This window comes from Brevibacterium senegalense, assembly GCF_000285835.1.
Taxonomy (GTDB): Bacteria; Actinomycetota; Actinomycetes; order Actinomycetales; family Brevibacteriaceae; genus Brevibacterium; species Brevibacterium senegalense.
Map to the genome: position 1 here is coordinate 10,683 of NZ_HE978604.1, position 17,851 is coordinate 28,533.

At 71.7% G+C, this 17,851-nt stretch carries 15 protein-coding genes and 1 tRNA gene; 12 read left to right on the forward strand and 4 right to left on the reverse strand.

The window, feature by feature from the left end; translation table 11 throughout:
* Positions 1 to 50 precede the first annotated feature (50 nt).
* The 4 genes from HGBR_RS09425 to HGBR_RS09440 are packed head-to-tail and all read left to right on the forward strand — an operon-like array spanning position 51 to position 5,203.
* Positions 51 to 995 (forward strand): ABC transporter permease, encoded by a 945-nt coding sequence (locus HGBR_RS09425; RefSeq protein ID WP_019159096.1) that lies wholly within the window; start codon positions 51 to 53, stop codon positions 993 to 995.
* Positions 992 to 1,849, forward strand: coding sequence for an ABC transporter permease (locus HGBR_RS09430; RefSeq protein ID WP_019159097.1), 858 nt, complete (start codon positions 992 to 994; stop codon positions 1,847 to 1,849). Before HGBR_RS09425 ends, HGBR_RS09430 begins: the two co-directional genes overlap by 4 nt.
* Positions 1,849 to 3,696, forward strand: a complete 1,848-nt coding sequence (locus tag HGBR_RS09435) for a dipeptide ABC transporter ATP-binding protein (RefSeq protein ID WP_019159098.1) — start codon at positions 1,849 to 1,851, stop codon at positions 3,694 to 3,696. The genes HGBR_RS09430 and HGBR_RS09435 overlap by 1 nt, the downstream gene beginning before the upstream one ends.
* 31 nt (positions 3,697 to 3,727) lie before the next feature.
* Positions 3,728 to 5,203, forward strand: a complete 1,476-nt coding sequence (locus HGBR_RS09440) for an amidase (RefSeq protein ID WP_019159099.1) — start codon at positions 3,728 to 3,730, stop codon at positions 5,201 to 5,203.
* Positions 5,204 to 5,311: 108 nt separating this feature from the next.
* Here the strand turns inward: HGBR_RS09440 and HGBR_RS09445 are convergent, their stop codons facing one another.
* Entirely contained in the window at positions 5,312 to 6,961 is a 1,650-nt protein-coding gene (locus HGBR_RS09445) for a hypothetical protein (RefSeq protein WP_026077481.1), read from the reverse strand.
* Positions 6,962 to 7,105: 144 nt separating this feature from the next.
* Here HGBR_RS09445 and HGBR_RS09450 point away from each other — a divergent pair, with 144 nt between their 5' ends.
* A complete protein-coding gene (locus HGBR_RS09450) occupies positions 7,106 to 8,323 on the forward strand; it encodes a cell division protein PerM (protein ID WP_019159100.1) in 1,218 nt (405 codons plus the stop codon).
* Here HGBR_RS09450 and HGBR_RS09455 read toward each other — a convergent pair.
* Positions 8,286 to 8,867 (reverse strand): hypothetical protein, encoded by a 582-nt coding sequence (locus HGBR_RS09455; RefSeq protein ID WP_019159101.1) that lies wholly within the window; start codon positions 8,865 to 8,867, stop codon positions 8,286 to 8,288. The genes HGBR_RS09450 and HGBR_RS09455 overlap by 38 nt on opposite strands.
* A gap of 77 nt (positions 8,868 to 8,944) precedes the next feature.
* Between HGBR_RS09455 and purN the strand changes: the two genes are divergently transcribed.
* From purN to HGBR_RS09475, 4 genes are all read left to right on the forward strand, one after another.
* On the forward strand, positions 8,945 to 9,607 hold the full coding sequence (gene purN, locus HGBR_RS17335; RefSeq protein WP_019159102.1) for a phosphoribosylglycinamide formyltransferase: 663 nt from the start codon (positions 8,945 to 8,947) through the stop codon (positions 9,605 to 9,607).
* Positions 9,608 to 9,625: 18 nt separating this feature from the next.
* The gene (gene purH / locus HGBR_RS09465) at positions 9,626 to 11,179 is read left to right on the forward strand and encodes a bifunctional phosphoribosylaminoimidazolecarboxamide formyltransferase/IMP cyclohydrolase (protein WP_019159103.1); all 1,554 of its coding nucleotides are present in this window, start codon (positions 9,626 to 9,628) and stop codon (positions 11,177 to 11,179) included.
* A 124-nt stretch (positions 11,180 to 11,303) separates the two neighbouring features.
* The gene (locus HGBR_RS18870) at positions 11,304 to 11,531 is read left to right on the forward strand and encodes a DUF3017 domain-containing protein (RefSeq protein ID WP_019159104.1); all 228 of its coding nucleotides are present in this window, start codon (positions 11,304 to 11,306) and stop codon (positions 11,529 to 11,531) included.
* Between the two features lie 191 nt (positions 11,532 to 11,722).
* On the forward strand, positions 11,723 to 11,944 hold the full coding sequence (locus HGBR_RS09475) for an Rv0909 family putative TA system antitoxin (RefSeq protein ID WP_019159105.1): 222 nt from the start codon (positions 11,723 to 11,725) through the stop codon (positions 11,942 to 11,944).
* A gap of 112 nt (positions 11,945 to 12,056) precedes the next feature.
* Here HGBR_RS09475 and pcrA read toward each other — a convergent pair whose 3' ends face one another.
* Together pcrA and HGBR_RS09485 are read right to left on the reverse strand one after the other, a co-directional pair.
* Positions 12,057 to 14,570, reverse strand: coding sequence for a DNA helicase PcrA (gene pcrA, locus HGBR_RS09480; protein ID WP_019159106.1), 2,514 nt, complete (start codon positions 14,568 to 14,570; stop codon positions 12,057 to 12,059).
* A 100-nt stretch (positions 14,571 to 14,670) separates the two neighbouring features.
* Positions 14,671 to 15,051 (reverse strand): hypothetical protein, encoded by a 381-nt coding sequence (locus HGBR_RS09485; protein ID WP_019159107.1) that lies wholly within the window; start codon positions 15,049 to 15,051, stop codon positions 14,671 to 14,673.
* Between the two features lie 56 nt (positions 15,052 to 15,107).
* Here HGBR_RS09485 and HGBR_RS09490 point away from each other — a divergent pair.
* The 3 genes from HGBR_RS09490 (at position 15,108) to HGBR_RS09500 (ending at position 17,729) form a co-directional block, all read left to right on the forward strand.
* Positions 15,108 to 15,179 (forward strand) — tRNA-Gln (locus HGBR_RS09490).
* Between the two features lie 37 nt (positions 15,180 to 15,216).
* Complete coding sequence (glmU, locus tag HGBR_RS09495; protein WP_019159108.1) at positions 15,217 to 16,746, forward strand: bifunctional UDP-N-acetylglucosamine diphosphorylase/glucosamine-1-phosphate N-acetyltransferase GlmU; 1,530 nt, start codon at positions 15,217 to 15,219, stop codon at positions 16,744 to 16,746.
* A 2-nt stretch (positions 16,747 to 16,748) separates the two neighbouring features.
* Positions 16,749 to 17,729 carry a ribose-phosphate diphosphokinase gene (locus tag HGBR_RS09500; protein WP_040364941.1) on the forward strand — a complete coding sequence of 327 codons (981 nt, stop codon included), beginning with the start codon at positions 16,749 to 16,751 and terminating at the stop codon, positions 17,727 to 17,729.
* Positions 17,730 to 17,851: the final 122 nt, after the last annotated feature.

Sequence of the window (17,851 nt, forward strand, 5' to 3'; positions counted from 1 at the left end):
CCCTGCTCGTGCCCAGACCCGCCACTGACAAGCGTTAGGACGGCAGCCTCGTGCGCGCACTCGCCTTCCGACTCCTGCAGTTCGTGCTCACGGTGTGGGCCGCGACCATCGCAGTGTTCGGACTCATGCAGATCCTGCCCGGCAACGCCGCACGCGTCGCCGCCGGCATGAGCGCGACGGCGGAGGACGTCGCCCGGATCGAGCAGCAGTTCGGTCTCGACCGACCCCTCGTCGTCCAGTACGCCGACTGGCTCGGCGGGATGCTGCGCGGCGACTTCGGGACCTCCTACGTCACCGGCGCCCCCATCACCCCGCTCGTGGCGAACAGCATCCAGGTGACGCTCATCCTCGTCGTGAGCGCCATGGTGCTCGCCCTCGTCATCGCGATCCCGCTGGGGACGGCGGCTGCGCTGCTGCGCGGCCGCGCGCTGGGCACGATCCTCTCCGGCCTCAGCCAGGTGGGCGTCGCCGTGCCCAATTTCCTTGCGGGCATCCTGCTCGTCATGGTCTTCTCCCTGGGGTTGGGCTGGTTCCCCTCGTCCGGCTGGCAGGCGCCGATCTTCGGCTTCGGCGGGTTCCTCTCGCACCTCGTCCTGCCGGTCTGCGCGCTGGCCCTCGTCCAGGCGGCGATCCTCACCCGCTACGTGCGGTCCGCCGTCCTCGAGGTCATGCGCGAGGACTACCTGCGCACGGCCCGCGCCAAGGGGCGCACGTCCGGCTCCGCGCTCGTCGTGCACGGACTGCGTAACGCCGCGATCCCCGTCGTCACGGTCGCGGGCGTCCAGTTGGCCACGCTGCTGATCGGCGCGGTCGTCATCGAGCAGGTGTTCGTCCTGCCGGGGATGGGATCCGAGCTGGTGCGCGCGGTCGCCAACCGCGACCTGCTGACGGTCCAGGCGATCGTCATGGTCCTCGTGTTCCTCGTCCTCACCCTCAACCTCATCATCGACCTGCTGTACTCGCTCCTCGATCCGCGCGTGAGGAATGCCGCATGACCGTCCCCACCGCCCCCACCACCCCCACTCGCCGCCGCGCGCGGGACCTCACGTTCCTCGTGGGCCTCGCGCTCGTCGCGCTCATCGTCCTCATGGCGCTCGTGTCCCTCGTGTGGACCCCGTACGACGCGACGACCCCGGACCCCGCCGCCCGCCTCCAGAGCGGGAGCGCGGAGCACCCGATGGGCACCGACCGCTTCGGCCGCGACACCCTCACGTGGATCATGCTGGGCGCGCGCATCACCCTGCTCGTGGGCGTCGTCTCCGTGGGCATCGCGATGGTGATCGGCGTCCCGCTGGGCGTGCTGGCCGGGATGACCCGCGTGCGCTGGCTCTCCGGCCTCATCATGCGCGGCAACGACCTGCTCCTCGCGTTCCCCGCCCTGCTGCTGGCGATCGTCTTCTCCGCCGTCTTCGGCGCGGGGACGGTGCCGGCGATGATCGCGATCGGCATCGCCGCGATCCCCGCGTTCGCCCGGGTCGCCCGGTCCGGCACGCTGCAGATCATGAGCCGCGAGTTCGTCTCCGCCGCCCGCAGTGCGAACCGGACCTCGCTGCAGATCGCCCTCCAGCACGTGCTGCCCAACATCGCGGGACTCGTCATCGTGCAGGCATCGGTCACCTTCGCCCTGTCCGTCCTCGCCGAGGCCGGGCTCTCCTTCCTGGGTCTGGGCACCCAGCCGCCCATCCCGTCGTGGGGTCGCATGCTGCAGGAGTCCCAGCAGTTCCTGGGCTCCCGCCCGGAACTGGCGATCTGGCCAGGCCTCTTCATCGCGCTCGCGGTGCTGGGCTTCAACCTGATGGGCGACGGCCTGCGCGACAGGCTCGACCCGACACTGAGAGGACGGAGCTGATGGCCACGCCTCTGCTGCGCGTTCGCGACCTCACGATCTCCACGGCCCAGCGCGAGCTGGTGCACCCCCTGTCCTTCGACATCGCCCCCGGCGAACGGGTGGGCCTCATCGGCGAGTCCGGTTCGGGCAAGTCGCTCACCTCCTCCGCCGTCATGGGACTGCTGCCGCAGGAGCTGACCGCCGGCGGCTCCGTCGAGCTGACGGGGGAGGACGGCAACCTCCTCGACCGGTCGGAGCGGTCCCTGGCGGCACTGCGGGGACGCCGGATGAGCATGGTGTTCCAGGAGCCCATGAGCGCGCTGAACCCGCTCATGCGGGTGGGCGACCAGGTCGCGGAGGTCATGCGTCTGCATCGCACCGCCACGGGCGACGCCGCGCAGCGCCGCGCCGTCGAGCTGCTGGAGCAGGTGCAGCTGCCGGACCCCGTGGCCGCCGCGCGCGCCTACCCCCACCAGCTGTCCGGCGGTCAGCGGCAGCGCGTCATGCTGGCGATCGCGCTGGCGAACTCCCCGGACCTCCTCATCTGCGACGAGCCCACGACCGCGCTGGACGTGACGGTGCAGGCCGCGGTCCTCGACCTCATCGACGAGCAGGTGCGCGCCCGCGGCACCGGCCTGCTCTTCATCACCCACGACCTGGCGGTCGTCGCCCGCGTGTGCGAGCGGGTCCTCGTCATGACGCAGGGCGAGGTCGTCGAGTCCGGCACCGTCGAGCAGATCTTCACCGACCCCCAGCACGAGTACACCCGCGGGCTGCTGGCCGCCAGCGACCTCACAGCCACGGACGAGCACGGCCGCCTCTTCACGATCGCGACCGCCGCGCAGTATCCGGGCACCGCAGCGGACGCGTCCACGTCTGCGGGCGGGAACACGGCCTCGGGCGGCGGTGCGGAGCCTGACGGTGCCGCGGCCTCGGGAACGGGCCCGGAGTCCTCGCCGGCCGCGGACATCCCGGTCGCAGCAGGTTCCCCGGCAGTGGGTGCCGCCGCGGCCTCGGCGGTGGGGACGGACACCGTCGCCGAGGCCGGGGCCGGCTCCGACGAGTCCGGCACCGCGGGTGCCGCGGACCTCATCGAGGTGACCGGCCTCGTCAAGACGTACACCCGCCGGGCCGGCCTGTTCCGCAGCCACGAGGTGCAGGCGCTCAAGGGCATCGACCTGCGCGTGCGCGATGGCGGCCGGATGGGCATCGTGGGGGAGTCCGGCTCCGGCAAATCGACGCTCCTGTCGCTGCTGTCCGGCCTGGCGACGCCCACCGCCGGTCGGATCCGGGTGGGCGACATCGTCGTCGATCCGACGGACGACCGGGGACTGACCGCCATGCGCCGGGACCTGCAGATCGTGTTCCAGGACCCCTTCGCGTCGCTGGACCCGCGGATGAGCGTCGCGGACATCATCGGCGAGCCGCTGCAGTCGCAGGGCGCGCCCCGCTCGGAGCGGCTGGCGCGGGCGGAGGAGCTCATCGAGGCGGTGGGGCTGGACCGGGATTCGCTCACGCGGTTCCCGCACCAGTTCTCCGGCGGCCAGCGGCAGCGGATCTCGATCGCCCGGGCACTCGTGACCCGCCCGCGCATCCTCGTCGCGGACGAGCCCGTGTCCGCCCTGGACGTGTCCGTGCGCGCGCAGGTGCTCAACCTGCTGGCCGACCTGGTCGACGAATACAGCCTCACCCTCGTCTTCGTGTCCCACGACCTGGGCGTCGTGCGGCACCTGTGCTCGGACGTGGCCGTCATGCGGTCCGGCGAGATCGTCGAACAAGGCCCGACCGACCAGGTCTACGACGACCCGGCCCACGAGTACACGCGCGCGCTCGTCGCCGCGACCCCCACCCTGCAGGGGGCGTTCTAGCCCCGTGCCCCACCACGAAGGAGACCCCGCCGTGACGTCCCAGACCCCAGCCCCCGCAGCATCCGCAGGCGCTCCCGCACCCACGCTCGCCGACCTGTCGGTGGAGCAGCTGACGGACGGGTTCCGCCGCGGCGGGTTCACGCCGGTCGACGTGCTGGACGCGGTGCGCGAGCGGGTCGAGCAGTGCGAGCCCACGCTGAACGCGCTGTGGTGGCGGGACCTGGGACCGGACGGGGGCGCCGCGCGGGCCGCTCAGGACGCGGCTGCGCGCTGGGCGGCCGGTGCTCCGCTGGGGCCGCTGGACGGGGTGCCCGTGACCGTCAAGGAGAACGTCGCGGTGCGGGGCGTGCCCATGCCCGGCGGCCACGCGGCGGGCGACCCGCAGCCGGCCGCACAGGACGCCCCCATCACGCAGCGGCTGCGGGAGGGCGGTGCGGTGCTCTTCGGCGTCACCGTCATGCCGGACTGGGGCATGCTGTCCTCCGGCGTCTCCTCGCGGCACGGCATCACGCGCTCGCCGCTGGACCCCCGACTCACGACCGGAGGGTCGTCCAGCGGCGCCGGTGCGGCGGCCGCGGCCGGCTACGGTCCCGTGCACATCGGCACCGACATCGGCGGATCGATCCGCCTGCCCGGCACGTGGCTGGGGCTCGCGACGCTCAAGCCCAGCTTCGGCCGCGTCCCCCTGGACGTGCCCTACCTGGGACGGTGCGCGGGACCCCTGGCCCGCCGGACCGCGGACGTGCGGGCCGTGATGCAGGTGATCGGGCGACCCGATGCGCGCGACGTCTCCGAGCTGCCCCCGTACACCGGCGACTACTCCCGTGCCCTGGGTGCGGGGGCGGGCGCCGGTGGGTCCTTCGCCGGGCTGCGCGTGGGCGTGCACACGAGCGCCGGCTGCGGTGAGGAGACGGACCCGCACGTGGCGGCCGTGACCCGTGCGACCGCGGACGCCCTGTCCGACGCCGGCGCCCAGGTCGTCGAGATCGCCCCGTTCATGGACGCGGAGCTGCTGCACGACGTCGACCGCTTCTGGCGGGTGCGGTCGTGGGACACGTACTCCGCGCTGCCCGTCGAGGAGCAGCGGAGGATCCTGCCGCACGTCGCCCAGTGGGCGCAGGCCGGAGCGGACGTGCCCGGGGTCGACCTGCTGCGCTGCTACCACTCGATCCAGCGGATGCGCTCCGTCACGATCGATGCGACCGTGGGCGTCGACGTCGTCCTCTCGCCCGTCGCGCCCATGGCGGCGTTCCCGGCGGAGCATCCCATGCCGTTCAGCGACCCGTCGCTGCCCATGCAGCACATCGGCTTCACCGTTCCCTACAACATGTCGGAGCAGCCCGCGTCCACCGTGCACGCGGGCTTCACCCCGGACGGGCGGACGGTGGGGGTCCAGGTCGCCGGCCGTCGGTTCGACGACGGGGGGGTGCTGTCGTTCTCCCAGCGGCTCGAGGAGCTCGTGGATGCGCCTCTCCCGGCTCGCACGGTGGGCGTGCAGCAGGCCTGAGGGCGGCCGGCCGACGCCGGTCGCGAGCGGGCAGACGCGGAAGGGGCGTGCAGCGGATCCGCTGCACGCCCCTTCCGCGTCCGAGGGTGGCCCGTCCGGGTCCGGGGCTCAGCCGTTGAAGAAGTAGGTGATGACGATCTCGTCGTCCTCGACCGTGACGGTGCCCGACGGCATGAGATCCGTCGTGAGCTCATAGCGGTCGCCGCCCTCCGTGCGGACCACGGCCCGGACCTTGCCGGGCTGCTCCGAGTCCGTGTAGAAGGACCCGGTCGTCGCGGCGCCGTAGTCCGTCACGACGATCTTCGGCTCCTCCGTCATCTCGAAGTCGATGTCGTCCGTCCGGAGCTCGTCGTAGACCTCCTTGTCCTCGTCCGTCTCGAAGCCGTCGCGGGAGAAGAACCCGCAGTCGGTCTCGAGCTTTCCGGACTCGAGGCACTCGTCGAGCTTCTTCTCGACGGCCTTCATGACGTCGTCCTTGTACTCGTCCGTCACAGAGATCTGGACCGACAGCTCCGCGGGCTGCGGCTGCTCCGCGGGGGAGAAGCCCACCGTGATCGCGGCGGTGCCCTCCTGCGTGTACTTCGTCTCCGGGATCGCGACCTCGTAGGCACCGGGCAGGACGGCGTACTCCGTCGCACCCATCTCCAGGTCGACGGGCTCGCCGTTGACCGTGGCGCCCTCCGTCTGCGTGAGGTCGAGGTACAGGGTCTGGAGGGTGGGGGCCGTCAGCTCCCACTGGTCGAAGAACAGGCCCTGGCGCCCGGTCTTCGTGGCGGTGAGCGGCACCTCGTAGTCCTGGCCGCCCAGGGCGTAGGTGGCCGTCATCGTGGCGGTGTCGCCGTCGATGTCCGCCTCGCCGATCGAGACCTTCTCGATCGTCTCGCCCGAGGCCGCGAAGATCTCCGGGCTCAGCAGCGTCTCGTTGGCACCGTTGGGCACGGTGGCCTTCGCCACGTCCGTCGCCGCGTCCATGTCGCCTGCGGCGATCGCGTCGAAGTACTCCTGCGCGACCGTCTCCGGGCCGTACTGGGTGCGATTCATGTTCATGATGACGAGCGCGCCCACGACTACGAGGATGAGGACGACGCCCACCGCGGACAGCGACAGGATGAGCGGCAGCTTCGACTTGCCGGACTTCGTCCGCTCCCGCTTGGGCGCGTGCGCGTCGGGTGCATAGCCCGGAGCGGGCGCCGGCTGGGGGACGGACCCCGTGTCTGCGTGCGCCGGCCCGCTGCCCGCCGCGGGTGCCGCGGCGTACCCGGCCGCGGAATCGCCGAAGGCGGGGTTCGTACCGAAGGAGGGGCCGGAGCCGTACGGGGCGGATGCGCCCGAGCCCTGGCCGGGACCGGAGGCGGCATCCGGTGCGGCGCCGTAGCCGTACTGGTGCGAGCTGTAGGGGTCGGACGCGTACGGGTCCGTGCTCTGCGCGTCAGGGGAGTGGGACCCCTCGCCGAAAGCGGGGGCCGCAGGCGGGTCGCCCCAGGCGTTCTGTCCGCCGTCTCCGACACCCTGCTGGTCGTCCCAGGGCTGCGGCTGCGAGGCCCAGGACTCCGACGACGTGTCCGCACCGTGCGCGTCCAGCTGCTCCGGTGCCCACGCCGAGGTGGGCTCCGAGGACTCCGACCGGACGGTGTCCGACTCCCTCGACTCCGGCTGCGCGGACTGGGGCAGTCCCTGGGAGTCGTACTCCTGCTGCGCCTCTTCCGGAGTGCGGTCCGGCCTGGGCGGGATCTGCGGGTCGGGTTCTCCAGCGCTCATCGCCAGGGGCTCACCTTCAGGACGTCGACGACAGGGTGCGGAGACAGGAGTTGTCTCCGGTCGCTCCAAGGTACCACTCGGAGGTGGCACGGAGGGTGTGTCGAGCGCCGCGACCGCGGGCCGGGACGGGCACAATGGTCCGCGATGCCCTCGACTCCCGCCTTCCCCCGGATCTCCAGTCGTCACCCGGTCGTCATCGGTGCGCTGGAGGCGCTCCGCGTCGTGCTCGCGCTGGGCCTCACGGTCCTCTTCGTTGCGGTCGTCGCCTGGTTCGTCGCGATCGCCCAGCTGCAGCCGCTGCGGATGGTCCCGGTGTGGGCCGGGACCATCCTGGCGGCATCGTCGGGCTGGGAGCTGTCCGGCGGATGGGGCCTGCCGCCCACGCTGCTGAGCCTGGGCCTGTTCGCCGTCGTCGTCTCCGGCCTCCGGCGGACCCGTCGCGCGCTCGCCGCGAACGAGGTCCTCGTCCGGTCCGGATCGCTGCCCGCCACCCGGTACGCCGCGACGACGGGCCTCGTCACCTGCCTGTTCCTCGTCGTCGTCTTCCTCGTCCTCGCGGGACTGCTGGTGGGAGCGGGACGGTTCACCGGCCTCGGCGTCGTCCGCTTCTTCCTCCTCCTGGCGACCGCGTCACTCGTCGCCGTGCTGGGACCGGACCGGCGTAGCGGCACGGCGAGCCGGTGGGCGATGGCGCTGCTCGACACCGTCACGGACCGGGCGGGGGCTGCGTGGGCGGACGCGATCGAGGGCGCGGTCCTCGTGCTGCGGCGCGTGGGTGCGGCCACCGCGATCGTCGCGGTCGCGGGACTCCTCGTCGCGCTGGCGACGGGGTGGTCCGCGATGGGCGAGGCCCTGTCCGGGTACACGGATCCCACGGCCGCGGGCCTGGGGCTGGGCACCGTTCAGCTGCTCTTCGTGCCCACGCTCCTGCACCTGGCGCTCAGCTGGATGTCCGGCGCCGGGATCCAGCTGAGCACGGTGGCGGTCGCCTCGCCCTTCACCGATCAGGCGGCGCTGGTGCCGGCGGTCCCGGTGCTGGCGGCGATCCCCACGGGGTCGCCGGTGTGGGGGTGGGCGTTCGTGCTGGTCCTGCCGCTGGCCGCGGGTGTCGCGACGGCGGGACGACGGCAGTGGGTGGACGTCCTTGACTGGCGCACGGTTGTCCTGACCGCCGGCGGCATCGTGTGCGTGACGGCCGGCCTCAGCCTGTTCGCGACGGGGGCCGTGGGGCCCGCGGGACTCGAGGCCTTCGGGGCTCCGGTGCTCGCGACGACCGGTCTCGTGAGCGCGGGTGCGATCGCGGGGGTCGCCGGAGCGTGGGGGCTCAGCCTGCTGGCGAACCGGGCAGCGGCTGACCGGTGAGGTTCTCGAACCAGTCGCCGATCTGCGAGTTGTAGTCCTCCTGGCACAGGGCGCGGGTCTGCTCTGTGATCGCGTCGGAGATGCACTCCTCGTATTCCGCGCGGATGTCCCAGATGAACGCGGTCGACACCGCGGAGACGAAGACGTAGCCGCCCACGATGAGGCCGATGACACCGGTCACGATCGCCTGCGGCACCTGACCCGCGCGAATGCCGACGATGAGGCAGATGACCGCGCAGATCATCGCGGCGACGGCGAGCACACCGGACAGCATGACGAGCGGCAGGCTCAGCATCGAGAAGAGGATCGCACCGGCCAGCAGGCCCGCGAGCGCCAGGCTGTAGCGGACGACCGCGCGCTGGGGTCCGGTGGGCTTCTCCGGTCCCGAGCCGTCGGGACCCGTACCGTTCGGGCCCTTGCCGCTCGGACCTGTGCCGCCGGGGCCGTCGGCCCGCGGGTCCGAGGGCGACTGTCCGCCCGATCCGGGGCCGCCTGCGGGCGGCGGGGTGCGCGGGGTGTCGTCGACGGGGCTGGGAGTGCTCACAGTCCCAGTCTCGCACACGCGCGGCCGCCGTTCCCGCGGCGGATCGATGCGGGGGCCGGTCCTCTAGACTGTCCCGCGTGCGATGCGTGATCCTTGCCTCCGGCTCCGGAACCCTCACCCAGGCCCTCCTCGACGCGTTCGGCGACGGACGGGCCGGTGTGGAGATCGTCGCGGTCGGCTCCGACAAGGCCGACGCGGGCGTCCTGGACCGGGCCCGGGCGGCCGGGCGCGAGACCTTCGTCGTCGCGCCTGCGGACCACGACTCGCGCGGGGCCTGGGACGCCGCACTCACCGAGGCCGTCCGGGCCCACGCCCCGGACTGGGTCGTGTCCGCCGGCTTCATGCGCATCCTGGGCCGGACCTTCATCGAGGCCTTCCCCGAGCGCATCCTCAACACGCACCCCGCGCTGCTGCCCGCGTTCCCCGGTGCCCACGGGGTCCGCGACGCGCTGGCCCACGGGGTGAAGGTGGCGGGCACGACCTTCCACCTGGTCGACGCCGGCGTGGACACCGGCCCGATCATCGCCCAGTTCCCCCTGGACGTGCACGACGACGATGACGAGGACTCCCTCCACGAGCGCATCCGCGCGGTGGAGAGGTCCCGGCTCGTCGAGCTCCTGGGCTTCCTGGCCCACGGTGCACTCCGCGTCGACGGTCGACGGGTGACGGGCTGGACGCCCGCGCCCGCCGGATCGTCGGCCCCTGTCCCATCCACCCCGCAGACCCCGACAGCCATCTGACCAGGAGGCACCAGACCCGTGCAGAACGCCCGCCCCATCCGCCGCGCCCTCATCAGCGTCTACGACAAGACCGGACTCGAGGAGCTCGCCGCGGGCCTCCACGCCGCCGGCGTCGCCCTCGTGTCGACCGGCTCCACCGCCGGTCGGATCGCGGAGTCCGGTGTCCCGGTCACCCCGGTCGAGGAGCTGACGGGCTTCCCGGAGACGCTCGAGGGCCGGGTCAAGACCCTCCACCCGCGCGTCCACGCCGGGATCCTGGCCGACACCCGCAAGCCGGAGCACCTCGAGCAGATCGCGGAGCTGGGCATCGAGGCGTTCGACCTGGTCGTCGTGAACCTCTACCCGTTCACCCAGACCGTCGCCTCCGGCGCAGGCTTCGACGAATGCGTCGAGCAGATCGACATCGGCGGTCCGTCGATGGTCCGCGCGGCCGCGAAGAACCACCCCAGCGTCGCGATCGTCACGGACCCGGCGGTCTACTCCGAGGTCGTCGAGGCCGCGCAGGGCGAGGGCTTCACCCGGGCCCGCCGCACGCAGCTGGCCGCAGACGCGTTCGCGCACACGGCCGCCTACGACGTGGCCGTCGCCGGCTGGATGGCGGAGCAGATCGCCCAGGACGACGACGCGCTGCCGGAGTTCACCGGCTCCGCCGTCCGCAAGGCCGCGGACCTGCGCTACGGGGAGAACCCTCACCAGCGGGCCGCGGTGTACGCGGTCGCCGGTGCCGGGGGAGTCGCGAACGCGGTCCAGCTGGGCGGCAAGGAGATGTCCTTCAACAACTACCAGGACATCGACGCGGCGATCCGGGCCGCCTACGATTTCGAGGACCCGGCCGTCGCCATCATCAAGCACGCCAACCCGTGCGGGATCGCCGTGGGCGAGGACATCGCCCAGGCCCATGCGCGCGCGCACGCGACGGACCCCGTGTCCGCGTACGGCGGTGTCATCGCCGCGAACCGACCCGTTACCCTGGCGCTGGCGGAATCGATCAAGCCGATCTTCACGGAGGTGCTGGCCGCACCGTCGTTCGAGGCGGACGCGCTCGAACTGCTGTCGACGAAGAAGAACCTCCGCCTCCTGGAGCTGGGCGAGCACGCCGCTCCGGTGCTCGAGACGAAGCAGATCGGCGGCGGGCTGCTCCTGCAGGAGCGCGACCTGCTGCAGGCCGACGGGGACCGGCCCGAGGCATGGACCCTGGTCGCGGGGGAGGCCGTGGACGCCGCGACGCTGCGCGACCTCGAGTTCGCGTGGCGCGCCTGCCGCGCGGTCAAGTCGAACGCGGTCCTCCTGGCCCGCGACGGTGCCGCCGTGGGCGTGGGCATGGGACAGGTCAACCGTGTGGACTCCGCCCGCCTGGCCGTCGAGCGCGCGGGTGCGGAGCGCGCAGCCGGCTCCGTGTGCGCCTCCGATGCCTTCTTCCCGTTCGCAGATGGACCCCAGGTGCTGTTCGACGCCGGCGTGAAGGCGATCGTGCAGCCGGGCGGATCGATCCGCGACGAGGAGGTCGTCGCCGCGGCGCAGGCAGCGGGCGTGACCATGTACGTCACGGGTGCCCGTCATTTCTTCCACTGAGCGACCCGCACCGCCCCCGCCCTCCGCACGTCATCGGACGCGGAAGGCGGGGCGCAGGTGGTTCTCGAAGCGGTGGATCTACTGGAAGCGCCGCTTCTCCGACCCGACCCTGCGGGACTGGGTCATGCTCGCGGAGCTCGTCTGCCTCGTCGCGGCCGTCGTCGCGGCGACGGTGAGCTTCCGCCTGTCCGGCACGCTGCTGGCGCTCGTATGCGCGACGGCGGGGACGCTGCGGCTCCTGCCGGAGCCGTGGTGGGCGACGGTCCGCAACCGCGGTCGCGGCTTCGATGCCGCGCTGTTCTTCTGCGCCGCCGTCGCGATGATCCTCGTGACCTGGTCCATTCCGGGGTGAGCGCCTCCGCCGCTGCGGGATGGGGTCGTGTCTCCCGCGCGCCCCGGATGGGAGACCTCCGTGCACGCTGACTGGGACCTGTGCGCATCCTGTGATGACCTCCCTGACCTTGCACCGGTCGCGGCGCGGATGGAAGTGTCGTTCCTGTAGCCGCCGTTCGAAGGCGGGCGTCGTGACAGAGGAGGAACAGTATGGGACTCGGAGATCTGGCCGGCAAGGCGCAGGACGCAATGAACACCGAACAGGGTCAGAAGGTCGCAGGCGAGGGCCTGGACCGTGCGTCCGACGCAGCCAACAACGCGACCGGCGACAAGTACAGCGACCAGGTCGACCAGGGCAAGGACGCAGTGTCCGGCCACCTGGGCCTGGGCGACAACGACGAGAAGGGCGGGGACAAGGACCAGCAGCGCTGATCCTCTCCTGACCCGGCCGGACCCCCGATCGCATCTGCGATCGGGGGTCCGATCCATTCACAGGGGTCTGACCCGGCACCGGCCCGATCGATTCCGTCAGGCCGCGCGCGGCTCAGAGCTTCTCGACGGGTGCGTAGCGCATGAGCAGACGCTTGGTCCCCTCCGATCCGAAGTCGACGACCGCGACGGTCTTGTCGCCCGCCCCCGTGACCTCGACGACGGTGCCCAGGCCGAACGAATCGTGCGAGACGCGGTCGCCCGCCTCCACGGCGACGACCTCGCGCTGCGGACGGATCCGGTTGGGGAACCCGGAGCCGGGACTGGTCGACGCCGCCCGTCCGCCCCCGCCGCCGCTGCGACCGCCACCGAAGGCGGACCCTCCGCCGGACGAGCCGCGGCCGTAGGCGGACCCGTACGGTCCCGACCCGCCGCCGAGGCCGCTGCCACCACCGCCGCCCAGGCCGGCACCGCTGCCGGTCGACTCCCAGTCGATGAGCGTCTCCGGGATCTCCGCCAGGAAACGGCTGGGCGGGTTGTACTGCGGCTGCCCCCACATGCTGCGCGTCTCCGCGCGGGTGAGGACGAGCTTCCGCTGGGCGCGCGTGAGGCCCACGTACGCGAGCCTGCGCTCCTCCGACATCTCCTGCGAGGAGGTGAACGAGCGCTGGTGCGGGAACGTGCCGTCCTCCATGCCGGTGAGGAACACGACGGGGAACTCGAGGCCCTTCGCAGTGTGCAGGGTCATGAGTGTGACCTCGCCGTCGTCCTCGTCCGGGAGGGCATCCGAATCGGAGGACAGCGCGATGGCCTCGAGGAACTGATCGAGGGTCCCGTCCTCCGTCCCCGCGTCGTACTGCTCCGCCACCGCGACGAGCTCCGCCAGGTTGTCGACCCGCGACTCGTCCTGCGGATCCGTCGACTCGTTGAGCGAGGCGAGATAGCCGGTCTGCTCCAGCACCGCCTCCAGCGACGCCGCGACACCGCTGCCCTCCGCCACTCCGGCGAGGTCCTCCAGCAGTGAGAGGAACGTGCGGACGGGGCCCAGCGACCGGGTCGTGATGCCCACCGCGTTCTGCGCGTCCTCGAGTGCCTCCCGGAACGTGGTCCGGTGGCGCTCCGCGTGCGCGGCGATGAGCGCCTCCGTCCGGTCGCCGATCCCGCGCTTGGGCTCATTCAGGATCCGGCGGAGGTTCACGTCGTCCGCCGGGTTCGCCAGGACGCGCAGGTACGCGAGGGCGTCCTTGATCTCCTTGCGCTCGTAGAAGCGGGTGCCGCCCACGACGCGGTACGGCATGCCCGCCCGCACCAGTGCGTCCTCGATCGCGCGGGACTGGGCGTTGGTCCGGTAGAAGACCGCGACGTCTCCGTACGCCAGCCCCTCGTCGTCGCGCAGCTCGTCGATCCGCTCGACGATGAAGCGGGCCTCCGCCTGCTCCGTGTCCGCGACCCAGCCGGTCACCTTCGCCCCGTCGCCGCTGTCCGTCCACAGGCGCTTGTCCTTGCGGTCGTCGTTGTGCGCGATGACCGCGTTCGCCGCGGACAGGATGGTCTGCGTCGACCGGTAGTTCTGCTCCAGCAGCACGACGTGCGCCCGCGGGAAGTCCTCCTCGAACTCGACGATGTTGCGCACCGTCGCGCCGCGGAACGCGTAGATCGACTGGTCCGCGTCACCCACGACCGTCAGCTCCGCCGTGGGTCCGTCCGGCAGATCTGCACCCGCCAGCAGCCGGATGAGCTGATACTGCGCCGGGTTCGTGTCCTGGTACTCGTCGACGAGGATGTGGCGGAACCGCGCCCGGTAGTTCTGCGCGACCGCGTCGAACGCACCCAGCAGGTGGACGGTCTCCATGATGAGGTCGTCGAAGTCCAGCGCGTTCGCCCGCCGCAGCCGGTCCTGGTAGCGGCGGTACACGGTCGACACCGCCTGGTCGTGGGGCCGGTGCTCCGACACCGTCGCCGCGAAGTCGTCCGGCGTCAGCAGATCGTTCTTGAGCCCGGAGATCCGCGACCGCAGCGCCCGCGGAGGGAACTTCTTGGGGTCCAGGTTCTCCTCGCGCGCGATCTGCGTGAGCAGCCGCAGCGAGTCCTGCGCGTCGTAGATCGTGAAGCTGGAGGTGAGCCCCAGCGTCTTCGCCTCGCGGCGGAGGATGCGCACGCACGCGGAGTGGAAGGTCGACACCCACATCGTGCGGGCCGCGGGGCCCACGAGTGCGCCGATCCGCTCCTGCATCTCCTTCGCCGCCTTGTTCGTGAACGTGATCGCGAGGATCTCGCCGGGGCGCGCCCGCCCCGTGCGCAGCGTGTGGGCGATCCGCCGGGTCAGCACGCTCGTCTTCCCGGAGCCCGCACCCGCGACGATGAGGAGCGGTGCGCCGCTGTGCAGGACGGCCTCCCGCTGGGCCGGGTTGAGGCTGTCCAGCAGGTCCTCCGCGGACCCCGCTGCCGAGGCCGTCTCCGGTCCCGCCTCCCCGCCCGCAGCGGCGGGGGCGGTCGACGGAGAGGCGACCGCGGCCTCGGCGGCGGTGTCCCACAGCCCGGGGGCACCCACGGCATCGTCGTCAGCGGCGCGGTCGTCCGCGACCGGACGGGGGGAGAGGACGGAGAGGAAATCGAAGGGTGAGCTCATAGCAGGGCGAACCTATCAGCCGGAACGGACGCGGCCCGGCTCAGACGAGCCGGGCCGCGGGAGGGAGCGCTGAGGGGGCGCATCGGATCGCGGGGGAGTGTCAGCCCACCACGGTCCCGGGCACGGACACGGCGACGATGACCGCGGCGATCGCGGCCCAGCCGGTCGCGTGCGACATCGCGGCGGAGGCGCCCTGGTCCGGGTTCGCCTTCTCCTTCCGCTTGCCGATGATCGCGAAGACGGTGACGGCGATCGCGAGCAGGAGCTTGATGCCGATCTTCATGTGGTTGACGGAGGAGTCCTCGTCGACGAGGGCCTCCGCGAGGCCGGCCAGGGCGAGGCCGGTGACGAGCTGCAGGTACGAGCCGTGGAGCATGCCCGGGGCGACCTTCGGGGCCTTGATGTTGGCGAAGTACCCGCCGATGATGATGGCCATTCCCAGCAGATGCAGGATCACGAGGATGATGCGGAGGATTTCCATACCCCCGAGTCTAGTGGCAGGATTGCACCCAGCGCCCGCCGCCCCGGGGAGCGCGGTCCGCCCTGGTGTAATGGCAGCACGCCGGCCTTTGGTGCCGTGTGGTCTAGGTTCGAATCCTAGGGGCGGAGCGGGATGAAGCGATCCGCTACACAAGGAGCCCCACACATGCCGCAGCACAGTCCGGCAGCCGTGATCGTCCTCGCCGCAGGTGCGGGGACCCGGATGAAGTCGGCGACGCCCAAGGTCATGCACCCGATCGCGGGCCGATCCCTCCTGCACCACGCGATCAGCGCGGCCGCGGGCACGGGGCCCGAGCACCTGGTCGTCGTCCTGCGGCACGCTCGCGAACAGGTCGCGGAGCACCTCGAGTCGATCTCCGGCTCGATCGACCGGTCTGTCCTCGTCGCGGACCAGGACGACGTGCCCGGCACGGGGCGTGCGGCGGAGTGCGCGCTCACGCAGCTGCCGGAGGACATCGGCGGCACCGTCGTCGTCACGTACGGCGACGTCCCTCTCCTCACGACGGACACGCTGCTGGCGCTCGTGGAGCACCACGAGTCGCACACGAACGCCGTGACCGTCCTGTCCGCGAACGTGGCGAACCCCACCGGCTACGGGCGGATCGTGCGCGATGCCCAGGGCGGCCTGGAGCGCATCGTCGAGGAGAAGGACGCGGACGACGCCGTCAAGCGCCTCACGGAGATCAACTCCGGCATCTACGCCTTCGACGCGCGCGTGCTGCGCAGCGCACTGGCGGAGGTCAGCACGGACAACGCGCAGGGCGAGAAGTACCTGACGGACGTCATCGGGATCGCCCGCGGGGCGGGCTCCCGCGTCGCGGCCCTCACGACGGACGACGTGTGGCAGGTCGAGGGCGCCAACGACCGCGTCCAGCTGGCGCAGCTGGGTCGCGAGCTCAACCGCCGCATCGTCGAGGCGCACATGCGCGCGGGCGTGACGGTCGTCGACCCGGAGACCACGTGGATCGACGCGGACGTCGTCATCGCCCCGGACGTGACGATCCTGCCCGGAGTGCAGCTGCACGGCGCGTGCGACATCGCCGCGGACGCCGTCATCGGACCGGACTCCACCCTGTCGGACACGGAGGTGGGAGCGGGCGCCACGATCTCCCGGACGCACGGCTCGCTCTCCGTCATCGGCGCGGGCGCGACGGTGGGACCGTTCGCCTACCTGCGGCCGGGCACGGAGCTGGGCGCGCAGGCGAAGATCGGCACGTTCGTCGAGACGAAGAACGCGCAGATCGGCGACGGGACGAAGGTCCCGCACCTCACGTACGTGGGCGACGCGACGATCGGCGAGCAGTCGAACATCGGCGCCTCGTCCGTGTTCGTCAACTACGACGGGGTCAACAAGAACCGCACGACGATCGGTTCGTACGTGAAGACGGGCTCCGACACGATGTTCATCGCACCGGTGACCGTGGGCGACGGCGCCTACTCCGGTGCCGGGACCGTCATCCGTGAGGACGTCCCCGCCGGGGCGCTCGCGATCACGGAGGGCCGCCAGCGCAACATCGAGGGGTGGGTCGAGGCGAAGCGCCCCGGCACCCCCGCCGCGCGCGCGGCGCAGATGGCGGCGGGGACCGCGGACGCGGACCCCGCGACAGACTCTGCAGGACCGAACCGGCCCGGCAGCAGCACGGACGAAGCGGACAGCGCTGAGAAGGAGTCGTGAACGTGAAGTCGATCACCACCGCGGGCAACAAGAAGCTCGTGCTCGTCAGCGGACGGGCGAACAACGAGCTGGCCGAGCAGGTCGCGGACTGTCTGGGCACGGAGCTCCTGCCCACGGACATCTACAACTTCGCGAACGGCGAGATCTACGTGCGCTTCGGCGAGTCGGTGCGCGGCACGGACGTCTTCGTCATGCAGTCGCACACCACGCCCATCAACGAGTGGATGATGGAGCAGCTCATCATGGTGGACGCGCTCAAGCGCGCCTCCGCCAAGCGGATCACGGTCATCGCGCCGTTCTTCCCGTACGCGCGCCAGGACAAGAAGCACCGCGGTCGCGAGCCCATCTCCGCGCGCCTCATGGCGGACCTCTTCAAGACGGCCGGTGCGGACCGCCTCATCACGGTCGATCTGCACACCGCGCAGATCCAGGGCTTCTTCGACGGGCCCGTCGACCACCTCGTGGCGCTGCCGCTCCTGGCGGACTACGTCAAGGAGAACTACCCGGACGACCTGGCGGTCGTGTCCCCGGACGCCGGCCGCATCAAGGTCGCGGAGAACTGGTCCGCCAGCCTGGGCGGCGTCCCGCTGGCGTTCATCCACAAGACGCGCGACATCACGCGTCCCAACGAGACGAAGGCCAACCGGGTCGTCGGTGAGGTCGAGGGCCGCCACTGCGTGCTGGTCGACGACATGATCGACACCGGCGGCACGATCGTGCAGGCCGCGGAGGCGTGCATGTCCGCGGGCGCGAAGGGCGTCATCATCGTCTCGACGCACGCGGTGTTCTCCGGCCCCGCCGTCGAGCGCCTCAAGGACTCGGTCGCCGAGGAGGTCATCGTGACGAACACGCTGCCCCTGCGCGAGGACCAGACGTTCGACAAGCTCACCGTGCTCTCCATCGCACCGCTGCTGGCCCGCGCGGTCCATGAGGTGTTCGAGGACGGCTCCGTCACGAGCCTCTTCGAGAACGTCGACCTCTGAGCGCACGGGTCGCCTGAGCGCGTTCCCGTCTCGCTGAGGTGCGAGTACACGCCTGAGATCTGTGAATCTCAGGCGTGTACTCGCACCTCAGCGTTCGGAGCCGGTTCGTCACGGAGTCGGCC

Coding starts and splice junctions, on each gene's coding strand:
- HGBR_RS09450 (WP_019159100.1), top strand. CDS start 7,106: ATGCCCTCGACTCCCGCCTTCCCCCGGATCTCCAGTCGTCACCCGGTC.
- HGBR_RS09435 (WP_019159098.1), top strand. CDS start 1,849: ATGGCCACGCCTCTGCTGCGCGTTCGCGACCTCACGATCTCCACGGCC.
- HGBR_RS09445 (WP_026077481.1), bottom strand. CDS start 6,961: ATGAGCGCTGGAGAACCCGACCCGCAGATCCCGCCCAGGCCGGACCGC.
- HGBR_RS18870 (WP_019159104.1), top strand. CDS start 11,304: ATGCTCGCGGAGCTCGTCTGCCTCGTCGCGGCCGTCGTCGCGGCGACG.
- HGBR_RS09475 (WP_019159105.1), top strand. CDS start 11,723: ATGGGACTCGGAGATCTGGCCGGCAAGGCGCAGGACGCAATGAACACC.
- HGBR_RS09430 (WP_019159097.1), top strand. CDS start 992: ATGACCGTCCCCACCGCCCCCACCACCCCCACTCGCCGCCGCGCGCGG.
- glmU (WP_019159108.1), top strand. CDS start 15,217: ATGCCGCAGCACAGTCCGGCAGCCGTGATCGTCCTCGCCGCAGGTGCG.
- pcrA (WP_019159106.1), bottom strand. CDS start 14,570: ATGAGCTCACCCTTCGATTTCCTCTCCGTCCTCTCCCCCCGTCCGGTC.
- HGBR_RS09485 (WP_019159107.1), bottom strand. CDS start 15,051: ATGGAAATCCTCCGCATCATCCTCGTGATCCTGCATCTGCTGGGAATG.